Annotated in this window: 22 protein-coding genes and 3 tRNA genes; 16 read left to right on the forward strand and 9 right to left on the reverse strand. The window is 56.0% G+C overall.

Annotated elements, in window-relative coordinates:
• Window positions 1–4: 4 nt before the first annotated feature.
• Together fhuF and IAE50_RS06200 are read right to left on the reverse strand one after the other, a co-directional pair.
• The gene (gene fhuF, locus IAE50_RS06195) at window positions 5–793 is read right to left on the reverse strand and encodes a siderophore-iron reductase FhuF (RefSeq protein WP_200579846.1); all 789 of its coding nucleotides are present in this window, start codon (window positions 791–793) and stop codon (window positions 5–7) included.
• Between the two features lie 102 nt (window positions 794–895).
• A complete protein-coding gene (locus tag IAE50_RS06200; protein ID WP_200579847.1) occupies window positions 896–1,960 on the reverse strand; it encodes a GGDEF domain-containing protein in 1,065 nt (354 codons plus the stop codon).
• A 246-nt stretch (window positions 1,961–2,206) separates the two neighbouring features.
• Between IAE50_RS06200 and IAE50_RS06205 the strand changes: the two genes are divergently transcribed.
• Entirely contained in the window at window positions 2,207–2,446 is a 240-nt protein-coding gene (locus IAE50_RS06205) for a DUF1435 domain-containing protein (RefSeq protein WP_128483687.1), read from the forward strand.
• A gap of 36 nt (window positions 2,447–2,482) precedes the next feature.
• Here IAE50_RS06205 and IAE50_RS06210 read toward each other — a convergent pair.
• The 4 genes from IAE50_RS06210 to rsmC all read right to left on the reverse strand — a co-directional run bounded on the left by IAE50_RS06210 (window position 2,483) and on the right by rsmC (window position 3,996).
• A tRNA-Leu gene (locus tag IAE50_RS06210) sits at window positions 2,483–2,569 on the reverse strand.
• 28 nt (window positions 2,570–2,597) lie between these two features.
• A tRNA-Leu gene (locus tag IAE50_RS06215) sits at window positions 2,598–2,684 on the reverse strand.
• 28 nt (window positions 2,685–2,712) lie between these two features.
• A tRNA-Leu gene (locus IAE50_RS06220) sits at window positions 2,713–2,799 on the reverse strand.
• Between the two features lie 165 nt (window positions 2,800–2,964).
• Window positions 2,965–3,996, reverse strand: coding sequence for a 16S rRNA (guanine(1207)-N(2))-methyltransferase RsmC (gene rsmC / locus IAE50_RS06225; RefSeq protein ID WP_076768941.1), 1,032 nt, complete (start codon window positions 3,994–3,996; stop codon window positions 2,965–2,967).
• 277 nt (window positions 3,997–4,273) lie between these two features.
• On the opposite strand from rsmC, the gene IAE50_RS06230 reads away from it, so the two are divergent.
• The 12 genes from IAE50_RS06230 to deoD all read left to right on the forward strand — a co-directional run bounded on the left by IAE50_RS06230 (window position 4,274) and on the right by deoD (window position 15,227).
• Window positions 4,274–4,687: a DNA polymerase III subunit psi gene (locus IAE50_RS06230; RefSeq protein WP_200579848.1), complete on the forward strand. Its 414-nt coding sequence runs from the start codon at window positions 4,274–4,276 to the stop codon at window positions 4,685–4,687.
• Complete coding sequence (rimI, locus tag IAE50_RS06235; RefSeq protein ID WP_200579849.1) at window positions 4,656–5,096, forward strand: ribosomal protein S18-alanine N-acetyltransferase; 441 nt, start codon at window positions 4,656–4,658, stop codon at window positions 5,094–5,096. Before IAE50_RS06230 ends, rimI begins: the two co-directional genes overlap by 32 nt.
• An 18-nt stretch (window positions 5,097–5,114) precedes the next feature.
• Complete coding sequence (yjjG, locus tag IAE50_RS06240) at window positions 5,115–5,792, forward strand: pyrimidine 5'-nucleotidase (RefSeq protein ID WP_200579850.1); 678 nt, start codon at window positions 5,115–5,117, stop codon at window positions 5,790–5,792.
• A 91-nt stretch (window positions 5,793–5,883) separates the two neighbouring features.
• Window positions 5,884–7,473, forward strand: a complete 1,590-nt coding sequence (gene prfC, locus IAE50_RS06245) for a peptide chain release factor 3 (protein WP_054802772.1) — start codon at window positions 5,884–5,886, stop codon at window positions 7,471–7,473.
• Between the two features lie 378 nt (window positions 7,474–7,851).
• Complete coding sequence (gene osmY / locus IAE50_RS06250; RefSeq protein WP_023480446.1) at window positions 7,852–8,469, forward strand: molecular chaperone OsmY; 618 nt, start codon at window positions 7,852–7,854, stop codon at window positions 8,467–8,469.
• 127 nt (window positions 8,470–8,596) lie between these two features.
• Window positions 8,597–8,758 carry a DUF1328 domain-containing protein gene (locus IAE50_RS06255; protein ID WP_023480205.1) on the forward strand — a complete coding sequence of 54 codons (162 nt, stop codon included), beginning with the start codon at window positions 8,597–8,599 and terminating at the stop codon, window positions 8,756–8,758.
• Window positions 8,759–8,876: 118 nt separating this feature from the next.
• On the forward strand, window positions 8,877–9,947 hold the full coding sequence (locus tag IAE50_RS06260; RefSeq protein WP_200579851.1) for a patatin family protein: 1,071 nt from the start codon (window positions 8,877–8,879) through the stop codon (window positions 9,945–9,947).
• A complete protein-coding gene (locus tag IAE50_RS06265; protein ID WP_200579852.1) occupies window positions 9,944–10,735 on the forward strand; it encodes a TatD family hydrolase in 792 nt (263 codons plus the stop codon). The genes IAE50_RS06260 and IAE50_RS06265 overlap by 4 nt, the downstream gene beginning before the upstream one ends.
• A gap of 250 nt (window positions 10,736–10,985) precedes the next feature.
• On the forward strand, window positions 10,986–11,765 hold the full coding sequence (gene deoC, locus IAE50_RS06270; protein ID WP_200134198.1) for a deoxyribose-phosphate aldolase: 780 nt from the start codon (window positions 10,986–10,988) through the stop codon (window positions 11,763–11,765).
• 86 nt (window positions 11,766–11,851) lie between these two features.
• Window positions 11,852–13,174, forward strand: coding sequence for a thymidine phosphorylase (gene deoA, locus IAE50_RS06275; protein ID WP_200579853.1), 1,323 nt, complete (start codon window positions 11,852–11,854; stop codon window positions 13,172–13,174).
• Window positions 13,175–13,225: 51 nt separating this feature from the next.
• Window positions 13,226–14,449: a phosphopentomutase gene (deoB, locus tag IAE50_RS06280; RefSeq protein ID WP_042716009.1), complete on the forward strand. Its 1,224-nt coding sequence runs from the start codon at window positions 13,226–13,228 to the stop codon at window positions 14,447–14,449.
• Between the two features lie 58 nt (window positions 14,450–14,507).
• Window positions 14,508–15,227, forward strand: coding sequence for a purine-nucleoside phosphorylase (gene deoD / locus IAE50_RS06285; RefSeq protein WP_023480392.1), 720 nt, complete (start codon window positions 14,508–14,510; stop codon window positions 15,225–15,227).
• A 168-nt stretch (window positions 15,228–15,395) separates the two neighbouring features.
• Here deoD and lplA read toward each other — a convergent pair whose 3' ends face one another.
• Together lplA and IAE50_RS06295 are read right to left on the reverse strand one after the other, a co-directional pair.
• The gene (lplA, locus tag IAE50_RS06290; protein ID WP_200134200.1) at window positions 15,396–16,412 is read right to left on the reverse strand and encodes a lipoate--protein ligase LplA; all 1,017 of its coding nucleotides are present in this window, start codon (window positions 16,410–16,412) and stop codon (window positions 15,396–15,398) included.
• 50 nt (window positions 16,413–16,462) lie between these two features.
• Window positions 16,463–17,107, reverse strand: coding sequence for a YtjB family periplasmic protein (locus tag IAE50_RS06295; protein ID WP_023480449.1), 645 nt, complete (start codon window positions 17,105–17,107; stop codon window positions 16,463–16,465).
• A gap of 118 nt (window positions 17,108–17,225) precedes the next feature.
• Here IAE50_RS06295 and serB point away from each other — a divergent pair, with 118 nt between their 5' ends.
• Genes serB through nadR form a run of 3 tightly spaced genes read left to right on the forward strand, consistent with a single transcriptional unit; the run spans window position 17,226 to window position 20,844 of the window.
• A complete protein-coding gene (serB, locus tag IAE50_RS06300) occupies window positions 17,226–18,197 on the forward strand; it encodes a phosphoserine phosphatase (protein ID WP_042716000.1) in 972 nt (323 codons plus the stop codon).
• 8 nt (window positions 18,198–18,205) lie between these two features.
• Window positions 18,206–19,588: a DNA repair protein RadA gene (gene radA / locus IAE50_RS06305; protein WP_124969944.1), complete on the forward strand. Its 1,383-nt coding sequence runs from the start codon at window positions 18,206–18,208 to the stop codon at window positions 19,586–19,588.
• Between the two features lie 29 nt (window positions 19,589–19,617).
• Window positions 19,618–20,844: a multifunctional transcriptional regulator/nicotinamide-nucleotide adenylyltransferase/ribosylnicotinamide kinase NadR gene (nadR, locus tag IAE50_RS06310; protein ID WP_023480307.1), complete on the forward strand. Its 1,227-nt coding sequence runs from the start codon at window positions 19,618–19,620 to the stop codon at window positions 20,842–20,844.
• Here nadR and IAE50_RS06315 read toward each other — a convergent pair.
• Entirely contained in the window at window positions 20,794–21,378 is a 585-nt protein-coding gene (locus IAE50_RS06315) for a LuxR C-terminal-related transcriptional regulator (RefSeq protein WP_200579854.1), read from the reverse strand. The two genes, nadR and IAE50_RS06315, sit on opposite strands and share 51 nt — an antisense overlap.
• Between the last annotated feature and the right edge of the window lie 215 nt (window positions 21,379–21,593).

Raw genomic sequence — 21,593 nt, forward strand, 5'->3', positions numbered from 1 at the left:
AACGCTATTTCAGCGTGCAGTCGCCGCACTGCTGAACATCCGGCAGGCGATAGCGCTGGCAGCACGTCCGGCGAACCAGCGCGCCGTCGCGCAGCACGACCGTGCGCCATAGCGGGTTGTCGCTGCCGTCGGCAAGCGCTTTTTCGAAAAAGCAGATCTGGCGCAGAGCGGCCAGCCGGGCTTCGCCGATAAGCGGCATCATCTCGCCCAGATACCAGTTAATCAGGTAACCGGTGTTGCTCCAGATAAGTTTGCCGTTGATGTCGCCCGTCGCTTCCAGCGCCTTTATTACCGGCTGGATGGTATGGGTGACCAGTGTGGCAATACGTTCGGCATCATTTTTCAGCGTCAGGCTGTGATCCTGCTGAACATCGATCCAGAAGCAGGCGGCGCGCCCGCTTTCGTGAAATTCAACGTGGAAGTTATCGGGGTCTAAATCCAGCGCGCTCTTTTGCGTTAGCAGCGTCAGCAACAGCGGCGGCACCATCAGCCCGAGATACCATTGCGCCCACAGCGAGAGCAGCGGTTTGCTTTCACGCGGCTCTGTGGGGTTGTTACGGTAAATATGATCGGAGTAGGTGGCAATAAGCGAGCTTAGCGCCGTCGGGCGCGACCACTCTGCCAGCGTCATTGCCTGATGAGGCGCATCTTCATTAAGGCGCAGGAAATCGAGCAGATGGGCCCGCGTGCTGGCAATGGCGTCCCGCATGGCAGTCGCCAGCGAGTCGCGCTCATCATGAAGCGGGCTTTGCCAGATAACATGTTGCGTAATCGATGCGGTACGGTATGCCATAGCCCCAGCTGGAGAAGGAATCTAAATGATAATGATTGCCAATCCTATCCAGAGGCCAAACCGATAGCAAGTTGTTTATCGTAAAGTTAGCGCCAGCGCACGTCAGGCGAGCTGTAAGTCTCCGCTGACCAGAATACTGTTGCGGCCTAAATGCTTGGCTTCATACAGCGCTTTATCCGCCTGCGTCAGCGCGGCATCAATATCGTTATTCTGCAACGGCGCAATGCCGATACTGACGGTGACATTGGTGGCGACGCTTTCATTAAACATATGGGGGATCTTCAGATCGTAAACCCGCTGGCGGATATGCTCTGCGGCCATCCGCGCCTGATCCTGGTCGATGTTATTCAACAAAATCATAAACTCTTCGCCACCGAAGCGCGCCACAATGTCCCGCGAGCGCACTGCGTCGCGCAGCGCAGCAGAGACGCGGATAAGCGCCTGGTCGCCCATCATATGCCCATAATGGTCGTTATAGGCTTTGAAGTGATCGATATCCAACAGCAGAACAAAACGGCTGCTGTCATCGACGGCAAGCAGGTTATCGAGCTTATGCTGCAATCCGCGGCGGTTATAGAGACCGGTGAGCGGGTCAAGCATGCTCAGGTCGTTAAGCGTCTTGCGCTCCTGCATTAACCGCTGCATCAGGGCGCGGGCAAAACTATCGTTACGCTTCTGAATCGCATGCTGAATGGCAATCCCGATAACGGGCAGAGAGAAGCTATAGATGAGGCGCATGCAGCTCTCAGACTCATTCAGCCATAAGCTGGTTACAAAAAGCGGCAGAGAGTGGAGCAGGAAGGCGATGATATTATTGGAGAAGGCGATAGTGCCGATAAACAGAACGCTAAGCAGCGCGATTAACAGATAGGCCGAAGCATCATCCCCTATCAGTTTCGCTTTAAGAACAACATGCCACGCCCAGAGACAGCCAAACAGGAGTGAGATCAGTGTGATGTTGATTTTGCTTCTGGGGTAAAATTTATGCCACGCGGGCAACACCGCGCTGAGCGTGAAGATCGCCCCAACCGGCAGCGTAACGGCGTGCAGATTATAGAGCGGCACCAGCATAGAAAAGAGTGCTGAAATGGCGTTAAGCAGTAAAAAGAGACGTAGGGACAATCGATATCTCTTATTACAAAGAGATTGCCATGTTTGTGATGTCATACCTATAAGTCGTATTTATCCGCAGTTTTTCAGTGCGTTATGAGTCGTAAAATAGCGTTGCGCAATGAAATGGTCATCGCGAAATATTAGTAATAAGAATTTTTATTTAAGCGGTGCTTAATTTATCACCTTACTCAATGGCTGTCATTAGAAGATGCAGAATCTTCCGGCACGACGACCTCGCTGACAAATGAGAAATTATATCATATGATATTGGTTATCATTCGTAATTGAAGAGATGAAACCATGCTGCAGCGCGCGTTGGGAAGTCGTTGGGGGATCGTTTTTCCGGGCATGATTGTAGCCGCATTAGTGCTGGCAGACCTGTCGGTCAACAGCTGGCGCGCGGTAATTTTACTGGGTTTGTTATTGACGCCAGTGATGCTTTACCACAAGCGATTACGCCATTACGTTCTGTTGCCATCAAGCATTGCTTTGATTGGCGGTGTCATTTTGATGCTGCTGAATTTGAAAATGATGGTGTAAAAACAGAGGGGCATTAAGAGGGGTGAGCAAGATATCTGGTGCGAGGGGGGGGACTTGAACCCCCACGTCCGTAAGGACACTAACACCTGAAGCTAGCGCGTCTACCAATTCCGCCACCTTCGCACAGTGCGAGCGATATCTGCGTGGTTTATGGTGCGAGGGGGGGGACTTGAACCCCCACGTCCGTAAGAACACTAACACCTGAAGCTAGCGCGTCTACCAATTCCGCCACCTTCGCACAGTGCGAGCGATATCTGCGTGGTTTATGGTGCGAGGGGGGGGACTTGAACCCCCACGTCCGTAAGGACACTAACACCTGAAGCTAGCGCGTCTACCAATTCCGCCACCTTCGCATACCATCGATACCAGAAGTATCGTTACCACGGAGGCGCATTCTAGATGTTTTCAACTTTTCGTCAACAGTTAATTGCGCGCAGAGTCGTCGATTGCTGCAAAAATGGGCGTCGGCTAACAGGTGGGGAAATTCACCCGGCGAGCAGGCCCGCCGGGAAGATGACTTATTTTTTCAGCGCCTGGCGCGTCATCACGGTGCGGTAGACCTTGAAGCGTCCGGTCTGCGCGATCACTTCATGGAAGCCGAAGGTCTGATCGAGCACGTCCGGATAGGGCAGGAAGGCGTTCGCCACAATGCGCAACTCGCCGCCGCTGTTGAGGTGTCGCACCGCGCCACGGATCAACGTTTGCGCCGCTTCCAGGCTGGTCTGCAACCCGTCATGGAACGGCGGATTGGAGATGATCATATCGAAGCGACCGGTCACCTCAGAGAAGACATTACTGGCGAAAACCTCGCCTTCAAGGCCGTTCGCTGCAAGCGTCGCGCGGCTGGCTTCGATCGCCGGGGCCGAAACATCACACAGGGTCAAACGCACTTTCGGCGAATGGCTTGCCAGCGCCGCTGCCAGCACGCCCGTGCCGCAGCCAACATCCAGCACTTTGCCTTTGGTATGCGGCGTCAGCGTGGAGAGCAGCAACTGGCTGCCAACATCCAGCCCATCGCGGCTAAAGACGCCCGGCATGGTTTTAATCGTCAGAGAGTCCAGCGCGTACTCGCCCCAGAAGCCGTCAGGATCAAAGGCAGGGTTTTTATCGAGGCGGCCATGATAAAGCCCACAGCGACGCGCGCTGTCGATTTTATTCAGCGTGCAATACTCTGCCAGCATCTGCTCGGCGCTGCGCACGCCGCTGCGGTTTTCGCCAACAACAAAAATATCCGTTCCCACCGGCAGCAGCGAGAGCAAATTCATCAGCTGGAACAGCGCTTCCGGCTTATTTTTCGGCCAGTAGTAGATAAGCGTATCGCTCTCGCCAATCATCGCGCTATCCGCCACCAGGCTAAAACTGGCGCGCTCGCCCATCTGTTGGCTCAGAGTTTGCCACTGGTGGAACTGTTGGGTCCAGGCTCGGCTCCCGGCACTCTCCAGACGCGCGGGCAGGTCATCCTGCAGATCACCGGCAAAAAGAATATGGTTAGATTCGAAATCATCACTGTGGCGCAGCAAGACTTCACTTGCCGGGGTAAAAGCAGACATTACGTGTTCCTCTTTAAACTGAGCCGGCGATTATACACGTTATCCTTCGCGCTGCCTCTTTGTTGGCTGCGTCTTCATACCCCAGTCACTTACTTTTGTAAGCTCCTGGGGATATTCATCCTTGCCGCCTCGACGCAACACGAATGATTTTGTGTAACACGTTATCCTGCGCGCTGCCTCTTTGTTGGCTGCGTCTTTATCCCTATACGCCGCGTGTTGATGGCGCATTTTCGACGAGTTTGTTATATTTGCGCGCCTGATACAGGAGTGTTTCACGATGACTTCCCGACGCGACTGGCAATTACAGCAACTGGGTATTACCCAGTGGACCCTGCGCCGCCCGACGGCGTTACAGGGCGAGATCGCCATTTCGCTGCCCGCGCACATTCGTCTGGTAATGGTCTCGCCGGCGCTGCCTGCATTAAACGATCCGCTTGTCACCGACGTGCTGCGTGCCCTGACCGTAACGGCAGATCAGGTGCTACAACTCACCCCGGATCGCGTGGCGATGCTGCCGCCGGAGAGCCATTGCAACAGCTGGCTGCTGGGCATTGATGCGCCGCTGCCGCTGTCGGGCGTGCAAGTCTCGACGCCCGCTGTTGATGAGCTACGCGCAAACCCTGCGGCACGCGCCGCGTTATGGCAACAAATCTGCGAACATGAACACGATTTCTTCCCTCTGCACGACTGATCTGCCCCGCGCTTACGAAATAGAGACCCGGGCGCACGCCTTTCCCTGGAGCGAAAAAACGCTCGCCAGTAATCAGGGGGAGCGCTACCTCAACTATCGGCTGATGGTGGGTGACGAGATGGCGGCTTTTGCCATCACGCAGGTGGTGCTTGATGAAGCCACGCTGTTCAATATCGCCGTCGATCCCGCCTGGCAGCGCCAGGGGCTGGGCCGCCAGCTGCTCGAACATCTGATCAGCGAGCTGGAAAAGCGCGATGTGTTGACGCTGTGGCTGGAGGTTCGCGCCTCTAACCAGCCCGCCATCGCGCTGTATGAGAGTTTAGGTTTTAACGAAGCGACTATCAGGCGCAACTACTATCCCACGGCCCACGGGCGTGAGGATGCCATCATCATGGCGCTTCCTCTGTAATTGAATAAAGGTGATGTAATGAAATGGGACTGGATACTCTTTGACGCTGACGAAACGCTCTTCACCTTCGACTCGTTTGGCGGCTTACAACGGATGTTTCTTGACTATAGCGTGACATTCACCGACCAGGATTTCGCAGAATATCAATCTGTTAATAAGCCGTTATGGGTCGATTACCAGAATGGCGCGATCACCGCGTTGCAGTTGCAGCATCAGCGTTTTCAGAGCTGGTCCGAGCGGCTGGATGTGCCGCCGGGCATGCTTAACGAGGCGTTTCTCAATGCGATGGCGGAAATCTGCGCGCCGCTGCCGGGCGCGGTGTCGCTGCTCAACAGCCTGAAGGGCAAAGTGAAAATCGGCATCATCACCAACGGTTTTACCGCCTTGCAGCAAATTCGCCTGGAACGCACCGGCCTGCGCGACTATTTTGATCTGTTAGTGATTTCTGAACAGGTTGGCGTGGCTAAACCGGATCCGCGCATTTTTGAGTACGCACTGAAGCAGGCGGGTAACCCATCCCGCGATCGCGTCTTAATGGTTGGCGACACGGCGGAGTCGGATATTCTGGGCGGCATCAACGCGGGGCTCTCGACCTGCTGGCTCAATGCCCACAACCGCGCGCTGCCTGAAGGTATCAACCCGACCTGGACGGTAACGTCCCTGAACGAACTGGAGCAACTCCTGTGTAAACATTGATTGTCTGCACTCAACCGTTGAGTACAATAGCCGCATTTTTCGTCTTTAACGCGGGGCTCAGTGCCGCGCAATTACACAGAAGATCTCAATTATGACGTTGTCTCCTTATTACCAAGAGGTGGCGAAGCGCCGCACGTTCGCTATCATCTCGCACCCCGATGCCGGTAAAACTACCATTACCGAAAAGGTGCTGCTGTTCGGACAGGCGATCCAGACCGCCGGGACTGTAAAAGGCCGTGGCTCCAACCAACATGCAAAATCTGACTGGATGGAGATGGAGAAGCAGCGTGGTATCTCCATCACCACCTCCGTGATGCAGTTCCCGTACCGCGAGAACCTGATCAACCTGCTCGACACCCCGGGACACGAAGACTTCTCCGAAGATACCTACCGCACTCTAACCGCCGTTGACTGCTGTCTGATGGTGATCGATGCGGCGAAGGGCGTCGAAGATCGTACCCGTAAGCTGATGGAAGTGACCCGTCTGCGCGATACGCCGATCCTCACCTTTATGAACAAACTCGACCGTGACATCCGCGATCCGATGGAGCTGCTGGATGAAGTTGAGAGCGAGCTGAAGATCGCCTGCGCGCCGATCACCTGGCCGATTGGCTGTGGCAAGCTGTTCAAAGGGGTTTACCATCTCTATAAAGATGAAACCTACCTGTATCAGACCGGTAAAGGCCACACCATCCAGGAAGTGCGCATCGTCAAAGGGCTGGATAACCCGGAGCTGGATGCCGCTGTCGGCGAGGATCTGGCCCAGCAGCTGCGCGATGAGCTGGAGCTGGTGCAGGGTGCCTCCAACGAGTTCGACCAGGAGCTTTTCCTGAGCGGCGCGCTGACGCCGGTCTTCTTCGGTACCGCGCTCGGTAACTTTGGCGTCGATCATATGCTGGATGGCCTGGTTGAATGGGCACCAGCACCGATGCCGCGTAAAACCGACGTGCGCGAAGTGAAAGCGGACGACGAGAAGTTCACCGGCTTTGTCTTTAAGATCCAGGCCAACATGGATCCGAAGCACCGCGACCGCGTTGCCTTTATGCGCGTGGTTTCCGGGCGCTACGAAAAAGGGATGAAGCTGCGCCAGGTGCGTACCGGAAAAGATGTGGTGATCTCCGATGCGCTGACCTTTATGGCGGGCGACCGCTCTCACGTTGAAGAAGCCTACCCGGGCGACATCATCGGTCTGCACAACCACGGCACCATTCAGATTGGCGATACCTTCACGCAGGGTGAAATGATGAAGTTCACCGGCATCCCGAACTTTGCCCCGGAACTCTTCCGCCGTATTCGCCTGCGCGATCCGCTGAAGCAGAAACAGCTGCTTAAAGGTCTGGTTCAGCTTTCAGAAGAGGGTGCGGTGCAGGTCTTCCGCCCGATTGCCAACAACGATCTGATTGTCGGCGCGGTCGGCGTGCTGCAGTTTGATGTGGTAGTAGCGCGTCTGAAGAGCGAATACAACGTCGAAGCGGTCTATGAGTCCGTCAACGTGGCAACTGCCCGTTGGGTGGAGAGCAGCGACGTGAAGAAGTTCGAAGAGTTTAAGCGTAAGAACGAGATCCAGCTGGCGCTCGATGGCGGCGATAACCTGACTTACATTGCGCCGACCATGGTTAACCTCAACCTGACACAAGAGCGTTACCCGGAAGTAACCTTCCACAAAACCCGCGAACACTAATCCCTCTACGGAGCGCGGCAGACGCTGCGCTCCGGCCTCTTTTCTACCCTGCCGTTTCTTGCGGAAAGTTCTTAAAACCCTCGCTTTTTCTGTCTGTTGCTCGCTTTTTACGCACTCCAACAGGATCTTTGTCGAGAGTGATCTATATTTAACAAAGTGATGACAAGGTGTGTGGCTGAAAGTACTGCTCAATGCGTGTTTAATGGTCTTTTATCCACTCAACTAATCACCAGATAACATTAACAACTGCATCAGCGCAGCGATTTGCCGGAATGTGATCGCAACCATTGACGTTGATACGGTGAGTTTCACCGCAGCAGTTGGCAGCTTCTTGCTGCTTCAGCCCAAATGGTGGGCAAACATACAGGAATAACATCGATGACTATGACAAAGCTGACTCTTTCTAAAACCCTGCTGGCTATTACGCTGGGCTCTGTTCTGACCACGGGTTCTGCCCTGGCGGCGGAAACCACCACTGATAAAGCGCAAAGCACCGCGTCCAGTGCAGGGGACAAAATTGATAGCTCTATGAATAAAGTCGGTGGATTCATGGACGACAGTACCATTACTGCAAAAGTTAAAGCAGCGCTGGTCGATCATGAAAGCATTAAAAGCACCGATATCTCCGTGAAAACGGACAAAAAAGTGGTAACCCTGAGCGGTTTCGTCGAAAGCCAGAAACAGGCTGAAGAGGCGGTTTCCGTGGCGAAAGGTGTAGAGGGTGTGGCTTCTGTAAGCGACAAACTGCACGTTCGCGATGCGAAAGAGAGCACTGCAAAAGGTTACGCGGGTGATACCGCCACCACCAGCGAAATCAAAGCGAAGCTGCTGGCCGATGAAAACGTCCCGTCCCGTATGGTGAAAGTGGAAACCACTGACGGCGTTGTTCAGTTATCCGGTACGGTGGAATCCAAGGCTCAAAGTGAGCGCGCTGAAAGCATCGCCAAAGCAGTTGATGGCGTGAAAAGCGTGAAGAACGACCTGAAAGTTAAATAAGAGTACGTGAAAAAATCCGCGCCTGGCGATGTCCGGGCGCGATAGATACTTAGCAGGAAACATCGCGGATGGGCATCTGAGAGCCCATCGCTTGCGGTCGACATTAACTATGGTTAAGGAGAGTTCTATGTTTCGTTGGGGCATTATTTTTCTGGTTATCGCGTTAATTGCCGCCGCTCTGGGCTTTGGTGGTTTGGCAGGTACAGCAGCCGGTGCGGCGAAAATCGTCTTCATCGTTGGTATCGTTCTGTTCCTGGTCAGCCTGTTCATGGGTCGTCGGCGCCCGTAGCGTTTAACACGCTTAAACTTCGGTTACATTAAAGCCAGTCCTCGTGACTGGCTTTGCTGTTTCAGGGACTTAAATATTGCGCTACTTTGTTGTGACATTTGCTTAAAAGGAAAACGAAGTGGGGCAACATATTCCCATCACGCTCGGCAATATTGCGCCGCTGGCGCTGAAACCGTTTCGACCGGGGCGTCTGGCACTGGTGTGCGAAGGCGGTGGTCAGCGCGGCATCTTTACCGCGGGCGTGCTGGATGAGTTTATGCGCGCCGACTTCAACCCTTTCGATCTCTTCTTTGGCACCTCTGCCGGCGCGCAGAACCTGTCGGCGTATGTCTGCAACCAACCGGGTTACGCGCGTAAAGTGATTATGCGCTACACCACGCGACGGGAATTTTTCGACCCGCTGCGCTTCGTGCGCGGGGGCAACCTTATCGATCTTGACTGGCTGGTTAACGCCACTGCGACCGAAATGCCGCTGGCAATGGATCATGGTGTACGCGCCTTCGACGCCGGAAAAGCCTTTTACATGTGCGCCTGCCGGCAGGATGATTATTCGGCGGAGTATTTTTTACCTAATCACCAGACATGGCTCGACCTGATCCGTGCCTCAAGTGCCATTCCAGGCTTTTATCGCACCGGCGTGGCGCTGAGCGGCGTCAACTATCTGGACGGTGGCGTCAGCGACGCCATCCCGGTGCAGGAAGCCGCGCGTCGCGGGGCCGATACCATCGTGGTGATCCGCACCGTACCGTCACAGATATACTACACGCCGCAGTGGTTTAAGCGTATGGAGCGCTGGCTTGGCGAAAGCAGCCTGCAGTCGCTGGTCAACCTGGTGCAGCATCATGAGAAGAGTTATCTCGCCACGCAGCAGTTTATCGAAACGCCGCCGGGCAAGCTGCGCATCATCGAGATCTACCCGCCGAAGCTGTTAAAAAGCATGGCGCTCGGCAGCCGTTTACCGGCGCTACGGGAAGATTATAAAATTGGCCGCTTATGCGGGCGCTACTTCCTGGCGACGGTGGGCAAATTGCTGGCCGAGACGCCGCCGCTGCTGCGCTATACGCCGGTGGTTGCGCCGACAACGCGCGTGGTGCCGCCCGCCGAGGTGGCGAACGACGCGCTTGATCTGCCGCTGGTGACCGCGCCGGAGGCCAATGATATTTCGCTCAATAACGAGGACAGCGCGTGAGTTTTCGCTTTATCGATACCCACTGCCATTTCGATTTTGCACCCTTCAAAGGCGATGAGGCGGCCAGTATCGCCCGCGCGGCAGAGGCGGGCGTTGAGCGCATTATTGTGCCCGCCATCGCCGCCCGCTATTTTGACCGCGTCTGCAACCTGGCGCAGCAGCATCACGCCCTCTATGCCGCGCTGGGCCTGCACCCGATTGTGGTGGAGGAGCATACACAGCAGAGTCTGGAAGAGCTGGATGCGCTGCTCGCCACCCGGCCTGAGAAGGTGATCGCCATCGGCGAAATCGGCCTCGACCTTTATCGCGATAATCCGCAGTTTGAGCGCCAGCAAGAACTGCTGGATGCGCAGCTAAAAATGGCGAAGCGCTATGATTTGCCGGTTCTTATTCACTCCCGCCGCACCCATGACAAGCTGGCGATGCAGCTGAAAAAGCATAACCTGCCGCGAACTGGCGTGGTGCACGGCTTTGCGGGTAGTCTGCAACAGGCGCAGCGCTTTATCGATCTTGGCTACTGCATTGGCGTTGGCGGCACGATTACTTATCCGCGCGCCAGTAAAACCCGTGATGTGATGGCACAACTGCCGCTCGCCTCGCTGCTGCTTGAAACCGACGCGCCCGATATGCCGCTCAACGGTTTTCAGGGGCAGCCCAACCGCCCGGAGCGGGCTGCAAACGTTTTTGCAACCCTCTGTGAGCTGCGTCCGGAAGCGCCGGATGTGATTGCTAACGCGCTGTTTCACAATACCCAACGGCTCTTCGCTCTGCCTGATTCGCGGCTGTAACGCTTTTTCATCGGCACGCACACTCTCCTGTGTTAAAATTCTCACATTCAAATGGCGTGGGCTTGCTGCGGCTGCCTCCACGCGTGGTTGCCTTTCTGTACCAGAATAATTTGATCAATGTCGCGTTATGGTTATGCAAGCATGAACAAACTTTTTGCTAACTGTGATGCGTGTCGAAGTGTAATTGTGGGTGAATGTTAGAATACTCACAAAACCGAACTGAAACCGGCATTATGCCGTCGGAGAGAATATGACTGATTTAACTGCCAGCAGCCTGCGCGCGCTGAAACTGATGGACCTGACCACCCTGAATGATGACGACACCAATGAGAAAGTCATTGCGCTGTGCCATCAGGCGAAAACCCCGGTCGGCAATACTGCCGCGATCTGCATCTATCCGCGTTTTATCCCGATTGCGCGTAAAACCCTGAACGAGCAGGGAACGCCGGAGATCCGTATCGCCACCGTCACCAACTTCCCGCACGGTAATGACGATATCGGGATTGCGCTGGCGGAAACCCGCGCGGCCATCGCCTACGGCGCGGATGAAGTGGACGTCGTTTTCCCTTACCGTGCGCTGATTGCCGGTAACGAGCAGATCGGTTTCGATCTGGTGAAAGCGTGTAAAGAGGCTTGTGCAGCGGCGAATGTGCTGCTGAAAGTGATCATCGAAACCGGTGAACTGAAAGAGGAAGCATTAATTCGCAAAGCCTCTGAAATCTCCATCAACGCCGGGGCTGATTTTATTAAAACGTCCACCGGTAAAGTGCCGGTCAACGCCACGCCTGAGAGCGCGCGCATCATGCTGGAAGTGATCCGCGATATGGGCGTGGAAAAAAACGTTGGTTTTAAACCGGCGGGCGGCGTGCGCACGGCGGAAGATGCGCAGCAGTACCTGGCGATTGCCGATCAGCTGTTTGGTGCCGACTGGGCCGATGCGCGTCACTACCGTTTTGGCGCGTCCAGCCTGCTGGCGAGCCTGCTGAAAGCGCTCGGCCACGGCGACGGCAAAAGCGGCAGCGCTTACTGATGATTGCCTGATGGCGCTGCGCCATCATTAGCCATATTGCCGGGCTGAATCCGTTGCCCGGCCCTCTCTATCCTCAGGGGGTTACCTTGTTTCTCGCTCAAGAAATTATTCGTAAAAAACGCGATGGCATCGCGCTGAGTGATGAAGAAATCCGTTTCTTTATCAACGGAATTCGCGATAACACCGTTTCTGAAGGGCAAATCGCCGCGCTGGCGATGACCATTTTCTTCCATGATATGAGCATGCCGGAGCGTGTCTCGCTGACCATGGCGATGCGTGATTCCGGTACCGTGCTTGACTGGAAAAGCCTCGATCTTAATGGCCCGGTGGTGGATAAGCACTCTACCGGCGGCGTTGGCGATGTGACATCGTTGATGCTCGGCCCGATGGTGGCGGCCTGCGGCGGCTATATCCCGATGATCTCCGGGCGCGGCCTCGGCCATACGGGCGGCACGCTCGATAAGCTGGAAGCGATTCCGGGCTTTGATATTTTCCCCTCCGACCAGCGTTTTCGCGACATCATCAAAGAGGTTGGCGTGGCGATTATCGGCCAGACCAACTCGCTGGCACCGGCAGATAAGCGCTTCTACGCCACCCGCGATATCACCGCCACCGTTGACTCCATTCCGCTGATTACCGCTTCGATCCTCGCCAAAAAACTGGCGGAAGGGCTTGATGCGCTGGTGATGGATGTGAAGGTGGGCAGCGGGGCGTTTATGCCGACCTATGAGCGTTCCGAACAGCTGGCGGAAGCGATTGTGGGCGTTGCCAACGGTGCAGGCGTGCGCACGACCGCGCTGCTGACCGATATGAATCAGGTGCTGGCCTCCAGCGCCGGTAACGCGGTGGAAGTGCGCGAAGCGGTGCAGTTCCTGACGGGCGAATACCGTAATCCGCGTCTGTTTGAGGTGACAATGGCCCTCAGCGCCGAAATGCTCATCTCCGGCAAACTGGCAAAAGATGACGCTGACGCGCGCGCGAAATTGCAGGCGGTGCTGGATAACGGAAAAGCGGCCGAGATTTTCGGGCGCATGGTCGCCGCGCAGAAAGGCCCGCATGATTTTGTTGAGAACTACGATCGCTATTTACCGACAGCGACCCTGAGCAAAGCGGTTTACGCCGACGATGAAGGGTTTATCAGCGCAATGGATACCCGCGAGCTGGGTATGGCGGTGGTCTCGCTGGGCGGCGGTCGTCGCCAGGCGTCCGATACCATTGATTACAGCGTTGGCTTAACCGATATGGTGCGCCTCGGTGAACAGGTTGACGGCCAACGCCCGCTTGCCATTATTCACGCCAAAGATGAAGCCAGCTGGCAGAGCGCCGCGCAGGTGGTGAAAGCGGCAATAAGTGTGAGCGACCGCGCACCAAAAGAGACACCTACGGTCTATCGCCGCATAACTGAATAGCGGTATACTGATCTGATCGCTTTTTTTCAAAGCACAAGGTACGGAGAACATATGAAACGTGCATTTATCATGGTGCTGGACTCTTTCGGCATCGGCGCGACAGAAGACGCGGATCGCTTCGGCGACGCGGGTTCCGACACTCTCGGCCACATCGCTGAAGCCTGTGCGAAAGGTGAAGCAGATACCGGGCGCAAAGGTCCGCTTAATCTACCGAATCTCACTCGCCTCGGGCTTGCGAAAGCCCACGAAGGCGCAACCGGCGAGATCCCGGCCGGTATGGACGGCAACGCCGAGATTATTGGCGCGTATGCCTGGGCGCATGAACTCTCTTCCGGGAAAGATACGCCGTCAGGCCACTGGGAAATCGCCGGTGTACCAGTACTTTTCGACTGGGGCTACTTCAGCGATACCGAAAACAGCTTCCCGCAGGAGCTGTTGGATAAGCTGGTCGAGCGCGCTAACCTGCCGGGTTATCTCGGCAACTGCCACTCCTCCGGGACGGTCATTCTTGACCAGCTCGGCGAAGAGCATATGAAAACCGGCAAGCCGATTTTCTATACCTCTGCCGACTCGGTGTTCCAGATTGCCTGCCACGAAGAGACCTTTGGTCTCGATAAGCTCTATGAGCTGTGCGAAATTGCCCGCGAAGAGCTGACCGAAGGCGGCTACAACATTGGCCGCGTAATTGCGCGTCCGTTTGTGGGCGACAAAGCGGGTAACTTCCAGCGTACCGGCAACCGTCACGATTTGGCCGTTGAGCCGCCGTCCGCGACGGTGCTGCAAAAACTGGTTGAAGAGAAGGATGGGCAGGTGGTCTCCGTCGGTAAAATCGCCGATATCTACGCCAACTGCGGTATCACCAAAAAAGTGAAGGCTACCGGCCTCGACGCGCTGTTTGATGCCACGATTACCGAGATGAAAGAGGCGGGTGATAAGACCATTGTCTTTACCAACTTCGTCGATTTTGACTCCTCCTGGGGCCACCGCCGCGATGTCGCCGGTTATGCGGGCGGGCTGGAGCTGTTCGACCGCCGTCTGCCGGAGCTGATGGAGCTGGTGGGTGAAGATGATATCCTGATCCTTACCGCCGACCACGGCTGCGATCCGACCTGGAAAGGCACCGATCATACCCGCGAACACATTCCGGTTCTGATCTACGGCCCGAAAGTAAAAGCAGGCTCGCTGGGACACCGCGAGACCTTCGCTGATATTGGTCAGACGATCGCCCGCTACTTCGGCGTCTCTGATATGGAGTATGGCAAAGCCATGTTCTGATGTTTTTGGGCGGGGTCTTTCCCGCCCTCCATTTTCTAACAAGTCAAAGGAAGCAACGATGGCAACCCCACATATCAATGCAGAAATGGGCGATTTCGCGGACGTCGTACTGATGCCGGGCGACCCGCTGCGTGCAAAGCACATCGCCGAAACGTTTCTCGAAGATTATCGTGAAGTGAACAACGTGCGCGGCATGCTGGGCTACACCGGCACCTACAAAGGCCGCAAAATCTCTGTAATGGGTCACGGTATGGGTATTCCATCCTGCTCCATCTACACCAAAGAGCTGATCACCGATTTTGGCGTCAAAAAGATCATCCGCGTCGGCTCCTGCGGTGCCGTGCGTATGGATGTGAAACTGCGTGACATCGTCATCGGTATGGGTGCCTGCACCGACTCCAAAGTGAACCGTATGCGTTTCAAGGATCACGACTTCGCAGCGATCGCGGATTTCGACATGGTGCGTAACGCGGTTGACGCGGCGAAAAACCTTGGCGTTGATGCGCGCGTAGGTAACCTCTTCTCTGCCGATCTCTTCTACTCCCCGGATGGCGAGATGTTCGACGTGATGGAGAAGTACGGTATCCTCGGCGTGGAGATGGAAGCGGCGGGTATCTATGGCGTTGCGGCAGAGTTCGGTGCGAAAGCGCTGACAATCTGCACCGTTTCCGACCATATCCGCACCCACGAGCAGACCACCTCCGATGAGCGTCAAACCACGTTCAACGACATGATCAAAATCGCGCTGGAATCCGTCCTGCTGGGCGACAACGCGTAATTTTGCCTGCCGGGCGGCGGTAAGCTTGCCCGGCATTTTACCCCTTACTATCTATTCATCTTTTACTGCATATCTGCATGCTTTTCTTTTTAAATCAATAGAATAGTGATTGAGAATCTATTCACGTATCTATTCACACCCGATACGCACAGCGCCAGGCATACTGCTCTATCGCACTGCCTGTACAATCCACGCCGACAGTTCGCGCAGCTCCTGTTGCTGCTGCGGGAAATCTACCAGTAGCGCGTCGCACGCCTGTGCCAGCATATCGGCGCGATAGAGGCAGCCCTGCAAACGTGCCGCCAGCGCTTCCAGCGGTGCCGGGTTCAGGCTGTCGGTAAAGATCTGCGCGCGGGTGATATGCCCCTTTTCGACATCGAAGTGCAGCTCCACGCCGCCCCAGGTAAACCGCTCATCCAGCAAATGGCTGAAGGCCGGGGCCTGGCCAAAGTTCCACTCCCAGCTGCTCTGGCGGGCAAAAGTTTCGGCAAAGTTCGGCAGGTCCGGCGTTTTGTCCGGCGAGATAACCTCTGCCTCGACACGTTCGCCATAGTGCTCAAAGAAGGCCTCGGTGACGGCGGCGCAAATCTGCTCATGAGTGATACCCGGCAGCAGATCGACCAGATTCGCCACCCGACCGCGCACAGAGGTGATGCCTTTGGCCTGCAACTTCTTCTTATCCGGGTTGAGATAGTTCGCCAGACGGCTGAGATCGGCGTTGAGCAGCAGGGTGCCGTGGTGAAAGCCGCGATCCGGCGTTTCGCGATAGGCTGAGCCGGAGATTTTACGATCCCCTTCGGCGGTTTTGACCACCAGGTCGTTGCGCCCGGAGGCTTCCGCGTTAATGCCCAGCGCCTGTAGCGCATTGAGCACAATGGTGGTGGAGACGGTTTTGTCATACTCCGGCTTGCCGGCCATAAAGGTAAAACAGGTGTTGCCGAGATCGTGGAACACCGCGCCGCCGCCGCTGCTGCGCCTTGCCAGCCGCACGTTGTCCTCTTCCATGCGGCGAGTATTGCACTCCTTCCACGGATTCTGCGCCCGGCCAATCACTACCGTATCGGCGTTACGCCAGAGAAACAGCACCCGCTGCGTGGCGGGCATCTGGCGGAAGATCGACTCTTCAACCGCCAGGTTAAACCAGGGATCGTAAGAGTCGGAGATAAGAAGACGAAGCGTCGACATAGGCGATATCCTTGCTAAAAAATCAGGGGGCGTACGGGAAGCCGCGGCGGCTACTCTCGCTTTTCCTGCTCATCCTCTTCCGGCACCGCTTTATTGGCCGTCAGCAGGAAGGGGGACTGTTGCCAGCGGGTGCGTTTGCCCTGCAACAGGGTGCGCGTCAGCACTACGCCGATGGCCAGGGAGAGCAGCAGCATCAGACGCAGAATATTGGTGGTGTTATCCACCTGTTTAGCTTCCGTCGCCAGCGTGTGGGTATCCAGCGTCAGGCGCAGATAACCCAGCGGGCCGCTTTTGCCCTGGATTGGCTCAACGATCTGCTGATTGAAGTAGGCACCCGCCTTTTTGCCATCCAGCGCCAGTCGGTCACGTACCTCAATACCTTCACCGGCGCGCGCCACCAGGTCGCCCTGTGCATCGTAGACGCCAGCATCGAGAATGCGGCTCTCTTCCGTCAGCGGGCCTAAGATGGCGGCTATACGTTTTTCATCGGGCGTTTCGGTGCGCATCAGCGGGGTGAGATTGATCGTCACCTGACGCGCCAGGGTTCTTGCCAGCTCTTCAAACTGCGGATTTCGCTGGCGCTGATGCTTCTGGCTGAACCAGGAAGCACCCTGCATCAGCGCGACCAACAGCGCCAGACAGATAAGGACAATCACGGCGCGATGCAGCCGAAATTTAAGTTTTGCGCGACTCATGTGTCACCTGTTGTAAATTTGATGCTTAATGTTGCCAGAAGCGTTGATTACAAGGTAGCCTCTTGCGTTATTTTCCCCTCCGGTGCTTTCTGGCGCGAACGTTTTTACAGGAGCTTTAATGCCTAACAGTCTGACCTGGTGCGACCTGCCCGATGATGTTTCTCAGTGGCCGGGATTGCCGCTCTCTCTCAGTGGTGATGAGGTGATGCCTCTGGATTATCACGCTGGTCGCAGCGGCTGGTTGCTCTATAGCCGGAGCCTTGATAAGCAGCGTCTGACCACCTATCAGCGCAAGCTGGGTGCCGCGATGGTGATTGTTTCCGCCTGGAGCGTGGATGAGTATCAGGTGATTCGCCTGGCAGGCTCGCTGACGCCGCGCGCGACGCGCCTGGCGCACGATGAGGGCATGGACGTCGCGCCGCTCGGTAAAATCCCGCACCTGCGCTCGCCAGGGCTGCTGGTGATGGATATGGACTCCACCGCGATCCAGATTGAGTGCATTGATGAGATCGCCAAACTGGCCGGCACCGGCGAACAGGTGGCTGAAGTGACCGAGCGCGCGATGCGCGGTGAACTCGATTTCACCGCCAGCCTGCGCAGCCGCGTGGCGACCTTAAAAGGCGCGGATGCTGCTATCCTGCATCAGGTGCGCGAAAATCTGCCGCTGATGCCGGGTCTGGTGCAACTGGTGTTAAAACTGGAAACCCTCGGCTGGAAGGTGGCGATTGCCTCCGGCGGCTTTACCTTCTTTGCCGACTACCTGCGCGACAAGCTGCATCTGACGGCGGCGGTGGCGAATCAGCTGGAGATCGTCGACGGTAAATTTACCGGCCAGGTGCTGGGGGATATCGTCGATGCGCAGTACAAAGCGAAAACGCTGAAGCTGCTGGCGGAAGAGTATGAGATCGCCCCGGATCAGACCGTGGCGATTGGCGATGGCGCCAACGATCTTCCGATGATCAAATCCGCCGGCCTTGGCATCGCGTTTCACGCCAAACCAACCGTGAATGAGAAGGCGGAAGTGACCATTCGTCACGCCGACCTGATGGGCGTATTTTGTATCCTTTCCGGCAGTATTAATAAGAAGTAGAGGTGAATGTGGCGAAAGCTCCAAAACGTGCGTTTGTCTGTAATGAGTGCGGCGCTGATTATCCGCGCTGGCAGGGGCAATGCAGCGCCTGTCACGCCTGGAACACCATTACCGAAGTGCGCGTGGCCGCTTCGCCAACCGTTGCGCGCAACGAGCGCCTCTCCGGCTATGCGGGCAGCGCGGGCGTGTCGAAGGTGCAAAAGCTCTCCGACATTAGCCTCGAAGCGCTGCCGCGCTTCTCCACCGGTTTTAAAGAGTTTGACCGCGTCCTCGGCGGCGGCGTGGTGCCCGGCAGCGCCATTCTGATTGGCGGTAACCCGGGTGCGGGGAAATCGACGCTGCTGTTACAGACGCTCTGCAAGCTCTCCGAGCAGATGAAAACCCTTTATGTTACCGGCGAAGAGTCACTGCAGCAGGTGGCGATGCGCGCCCACCGTTTAGGGCTGCCGACCACTAACCTGAATATGCTCTCCGAGACCAGCATTGAGCAGATCTGCATGATTGCTGAAGAGGAGAAGCCGCGCCTGATGGTGATCGACTCCATCCAGGTAATGCACATGGCGGATATCCAGTCCTCGCCCGGCAGCGTCGCGCAGGTGCGCGAAACCGCGGCCTATCTCACCCGCTTTGCCAAAACCCGCGACGTAGCGATTGTAATGGTCGGCCACGTGACGAAAGATGGTTCGCTGGCGGGGCCGAAAGTGCTGGAGCACTGTATTGACTGTTCGGTACTGCTCGACGGCGATGCCGACTCCCGCTTCCGCACGCTGCGCAGCCATAAAAACCGCTTCGGCGCGGTGAATGAACTGGGCGTTTTCGCCATGACGGAGCAGGGGCTGCGCGAAGTGAGCAACCCGTCGGCCATCTTCCTTAGCCGCGGGGATGAAGTAACCTCCGGCAGTTCGGTGATGGTGGTCTGGGAAGGAACGCGCCCGCTGCTGGTGGAGATCCAGGCGCTGGTCGATCACTCCATGATGTCGAACCCGCGCCGCGTGGCGGTAGGGCTTGAGCAGAACCGGCTGGCGATTTTACTGGCCGTGCTGCACCGCCACGGCGGTTTGCAGATGGCGGACCAGGATGTGTTTGTCAATGTGGTCGGCGGGGTGAAAGTGACGGAAACCAGCGCCGACTTAGCGCTGCTGCTGGCGATGGTCTCCAGCCTGCGCGATCGCCCGCTGCCGCAGGATTTGGTGGTGTTCGGCGAAGTCGGGCTGGCCGGTGAGATCCGCCCGGTGCCGAGCGGCCAGGAGCGTATCTCGGAAGCGGCGAAGCACGGTTTTCGCCGGGCGATTGTTCCGGCGGCAAACGTGCCGAAAAAGGTGCCGGAAGGCATGCAGATCTTTGGCGTGAAGAAGCTCGCCGATGCGCTAAGCGTCTTTGACGACTTATAATTGGCTTATCACTTTTGCAGGAGGCAACGATGTCGTCATTCGACTACTTAAAAACCGCCATTCGCCAGAAGGGCTGCACGTTGCAGCAGGTCGCGGATGCCAGCGGCATGACCAAAGGCTACTTAAGCCAGCTGCTGAATGCCAAAATCAAAAGCCCCAGCGCGCAAAAGCTGGAGGCGCTGCACCGTTTCCTCGGGCTGGATTTCCCGCGTCGCGAGAAAAATATCGGCGTGGTGTTCGGCAAGTTCTATCCGCTGCACACTGGCCATATCTACCTGATCCAGCGCGCCTGTAGCCAGGTTGACGAGCTGCATATCATCCTCGGGTATGACGAAACCCGCGACCGCGCGCTGTTTGAAGAAAGCGCGATGTCGCAGCAGCCAACGGTGAGCGACCGTCTGCGCTGGCTGCTGCAAACCTTTAAGTACCAGAAAAATATCCGCATCCATGCGTTCAACGAAGAGGGGATGGAGCCCTATCCTCACGGTTGGGACGTCTGGAGCAATGGCATCAAAGCCTTTATGGCGGAAAAGGGCATTACGCCGAACTGGATCTACACCTCTGAGGCCGCGGATGCGCCGCAATATTTGCAGCATCTCGGCACGGAAGCGGTGCTGGTCGATCCCGAGCGCACCTTTATGAACATTAGCGGCTCACAAATTCGTGAAAACCCGTTCCGCTACTGGGAGTACATTCCGACGGAAGTGAAGCCCTTCTTTGTGCGCACAGTGGCGATCCTTGGCGGTGAGTCGAGCGGGAAGTCGACGCTGGTGAACAAGCTTGCCAATATCTTCAACACCACCAGCGCCTGGGAGTTTGGTCGCGATTACGTCTTCTCCCATCTCGGCGGGGATGAGATTGCGCTGCAATATTCTGACTACGACAAAATCGCCCTCGGTCATGCGCAATATATTGATTTTGCGGTGAAGTATGCCAATAAAGTCGCCTTTATCGATACCGACTTTGTCACCACGCAGGCCTTCTGTAAAAAGTATGAGGGGCGCGAGCACCCCTTTGTGCAGGCGCTGATCGATGAGTATCGCTTCGATCTGGTGATCCTGCTGGAAAACAACACGCCGTGGATCAACGACGGCTTGCGCAGCCTCGGCAGCTCTGTCGATCGCCGTGAGTTTCAGGATCTGCTGGTCTCGATGCTGGAAGCGAATAATATCGACTATGTTCGCGTTGAAGAGGCCGATTACGACTCACGCTTCCTGCAGTGTGTTGACCTGGTAAAACAGCTGATGGGCGCGTAGCGCGCGCTCTCTGGCCGGTCTGGCGCATGCGCTCTCCGGCCAGAAACAGCGCAGATGAGAGAGCGTTTTCCAGCGCATATGCACCTGCGCCAGCGCGGCAATTGAGCGCAGATTCACTTTGCGCAGCAGATTGTATTTGTGGGTACTCAGGGTTTTGCTGCCCAGCTCGCCATAATCAAAAATCCCGTTTTGATACTCGCTGTTCATCACATACGTCAGCAGTGCCCGCTCTTTGCGCGTGAGGGGCGGTGATGGCGGGGTGTATTTACGCTGCCGCCAGGGGCGGTATTTCAGCTGAAGCGGTAACGCTTTTATAGCGATGCGCTTTTCGATTTTAAAAAAGGGCTGTAATAAAAAATGCTCAAAAGATTGGTCGCCAGACATAATCGTTTTTAATGTCGGTAGCGTAGTAATAATCAGAAAGTGATTATCGAAATCGACGATAACGTCCTCTTCGGCAAGATTAAAGATTCCCTGCTCAAACAGCGCCCGCAGCCCGCACGCCAGGAAGCGATCGTCTGTAATGATGTGCATAAGAGGGCTCCGTTTACTGCCTGTTACGAGGAAGCAAAATGGTAGCGACTGGGTGTAGCGTTATTCAAGATGCGGCTTTTTTAGCGAAAGCTAAAACAGATATTCTGCCGATAGACATTGCGCAGTGATATCTGCTTTGGATTAGCGTCGTCTGATGCGGTTTATTTTTATTTTATTTCCATGGCGAATATAACGAGGTGGCTTATTCGTCCTGA

The sequence above is a fragment of the Kosakonia sp. S42 genome (assembly GCF_016624785.1).
GTDB classification, from domain to species: domain Bacteria; phylum Pseudomonadota; class Gammaproteobacteria; order Enterobacterales; family Enterobacteriaceae; genus Kosakonia; species Kosakonia cowanii.

Excerpts from the sequence above, each read along its gene's own strand:
- yjjG (WP_200579850.1), top strand. The coding sequence starts at position 5,115 with ATGAAATGGGACTGGATACTCTTTGACGCTGACGAAACGCTCTTCACC.
- deoC (WP_200134198.1), top strand. The coding sequence starts at position 10,986 with ATGACTGATTTAACTGCCAGCAGCCTGCGCGCGCTGAAACTGATGGAC.
- nadR (WP_023480307.1), top strand. The coding sequence starts at position 19,618 with ATGTCGTCATTCGACTACTTAAAAACCGCCATTCGCCAGAAGGGCTGC.
- rimI (WP_200579849.1), top strand. The coding sequence starts at position 4,656 with ATGAACACGATTTCTTCCCTCTGCACGACTGATCTGCCCCGCGCTTAC.
- IAE50_RS06255 (WP_023480205.1), top strand. The coding sequence starts at position 8,597 with ATGTTTCGTTGGGGCATTATTTTTCTGGTTATCGCGTTAATTGCCGCC.
- IAE50_RS06295 (WP_023480449.1), bottom strand. The coding sequence starts at position 17,107 with ATGAGTCGCGCAAAACTTAAATTTCGGCTGCATCGCGCCGTGATTGTC.
- lplA (WP_200134200.1), bottom strand. The coding sequence starts at position 16,412 with ATGTCGACGCTTCGTCTTCTTATCTCCGACTCTTACGATCCCTGGTTT.
- IAE50_RS06230 (WP_200579848.1), top strand. The coding sequence starts at position 4,274 with ATGACTTCCCGACGCGACTGGCAATTACAGCAACTGGGTATTACCCAG.
- fhuF (WP_200579846.1), bottom strand. The coding sequence starts at position 793 with ATGGCATACCGTACCGCATCGATTACGCAACATGTTATCTGGCAAAGC.
- deoD (WP_023480392.1), top strand. The coding sequence starts at position 14,508 with ATGGCAACCCCACATATCAATGCAGAAATGGGCGATTTCGCGGACGTC.
- rsmC (WP_076768941.1), bottom strand. The coding sequence starts at position 3,996 with ATGTCTGCTTTTACCCCGGCAAGTGAAGTCTTGCTGCGCCACAGTGAT.
- IAE50_RS06200 (WP_200579847.1), bottom strand. The coding sequence starts at position 1,960 with ATGACATCACAAACATGGCAATCTCTTTGTAATAAGAGATATCGATTG.
- IAE50_RS06205 (WP_128483687.1), top strand. The coding sequence starts at position 2,207 with ATGCTGCAGCGCGCGTTGGGAAGTCGTTGGGGGATCGTTTTTCCGGGC.
- serB (WP_042716000.1), top strand. The coding sequence starts at position 17,226 with ATGCCTAACAGTCTGACCTGGTGCGACCTGCCCGATGATGTTTCTCAG.
- deoB (WP_042716009.1), top strand. The coding sequence starts at position 13,226 with ATGAAACGTGCATTTATCATGGTGCTGGACTCTTTCGGCATCGGCGCG.
- prfC (WP_054802772.1), top strand. The coding sequence starts at position 5,884 with ATGACGTTGTCTCCTTATTACCAAGAGGTGGCGAAGCGCCGCACGTTC.
- osmY (WP_023480446.1), top strand. The coding sequence starts at position 7,852 with ATGACTATGACAAAGCTGACTCTTTCTAAAACCCTGCTGGCTATTACG.
- IAE50_RS06315 (WP_200579854.1), bottom strand. The coding sequence starts at position 21,378 with ATGCACATCATTACAGACGATCGCTTCCTGGCGTGCGGGCTGCGGGCG.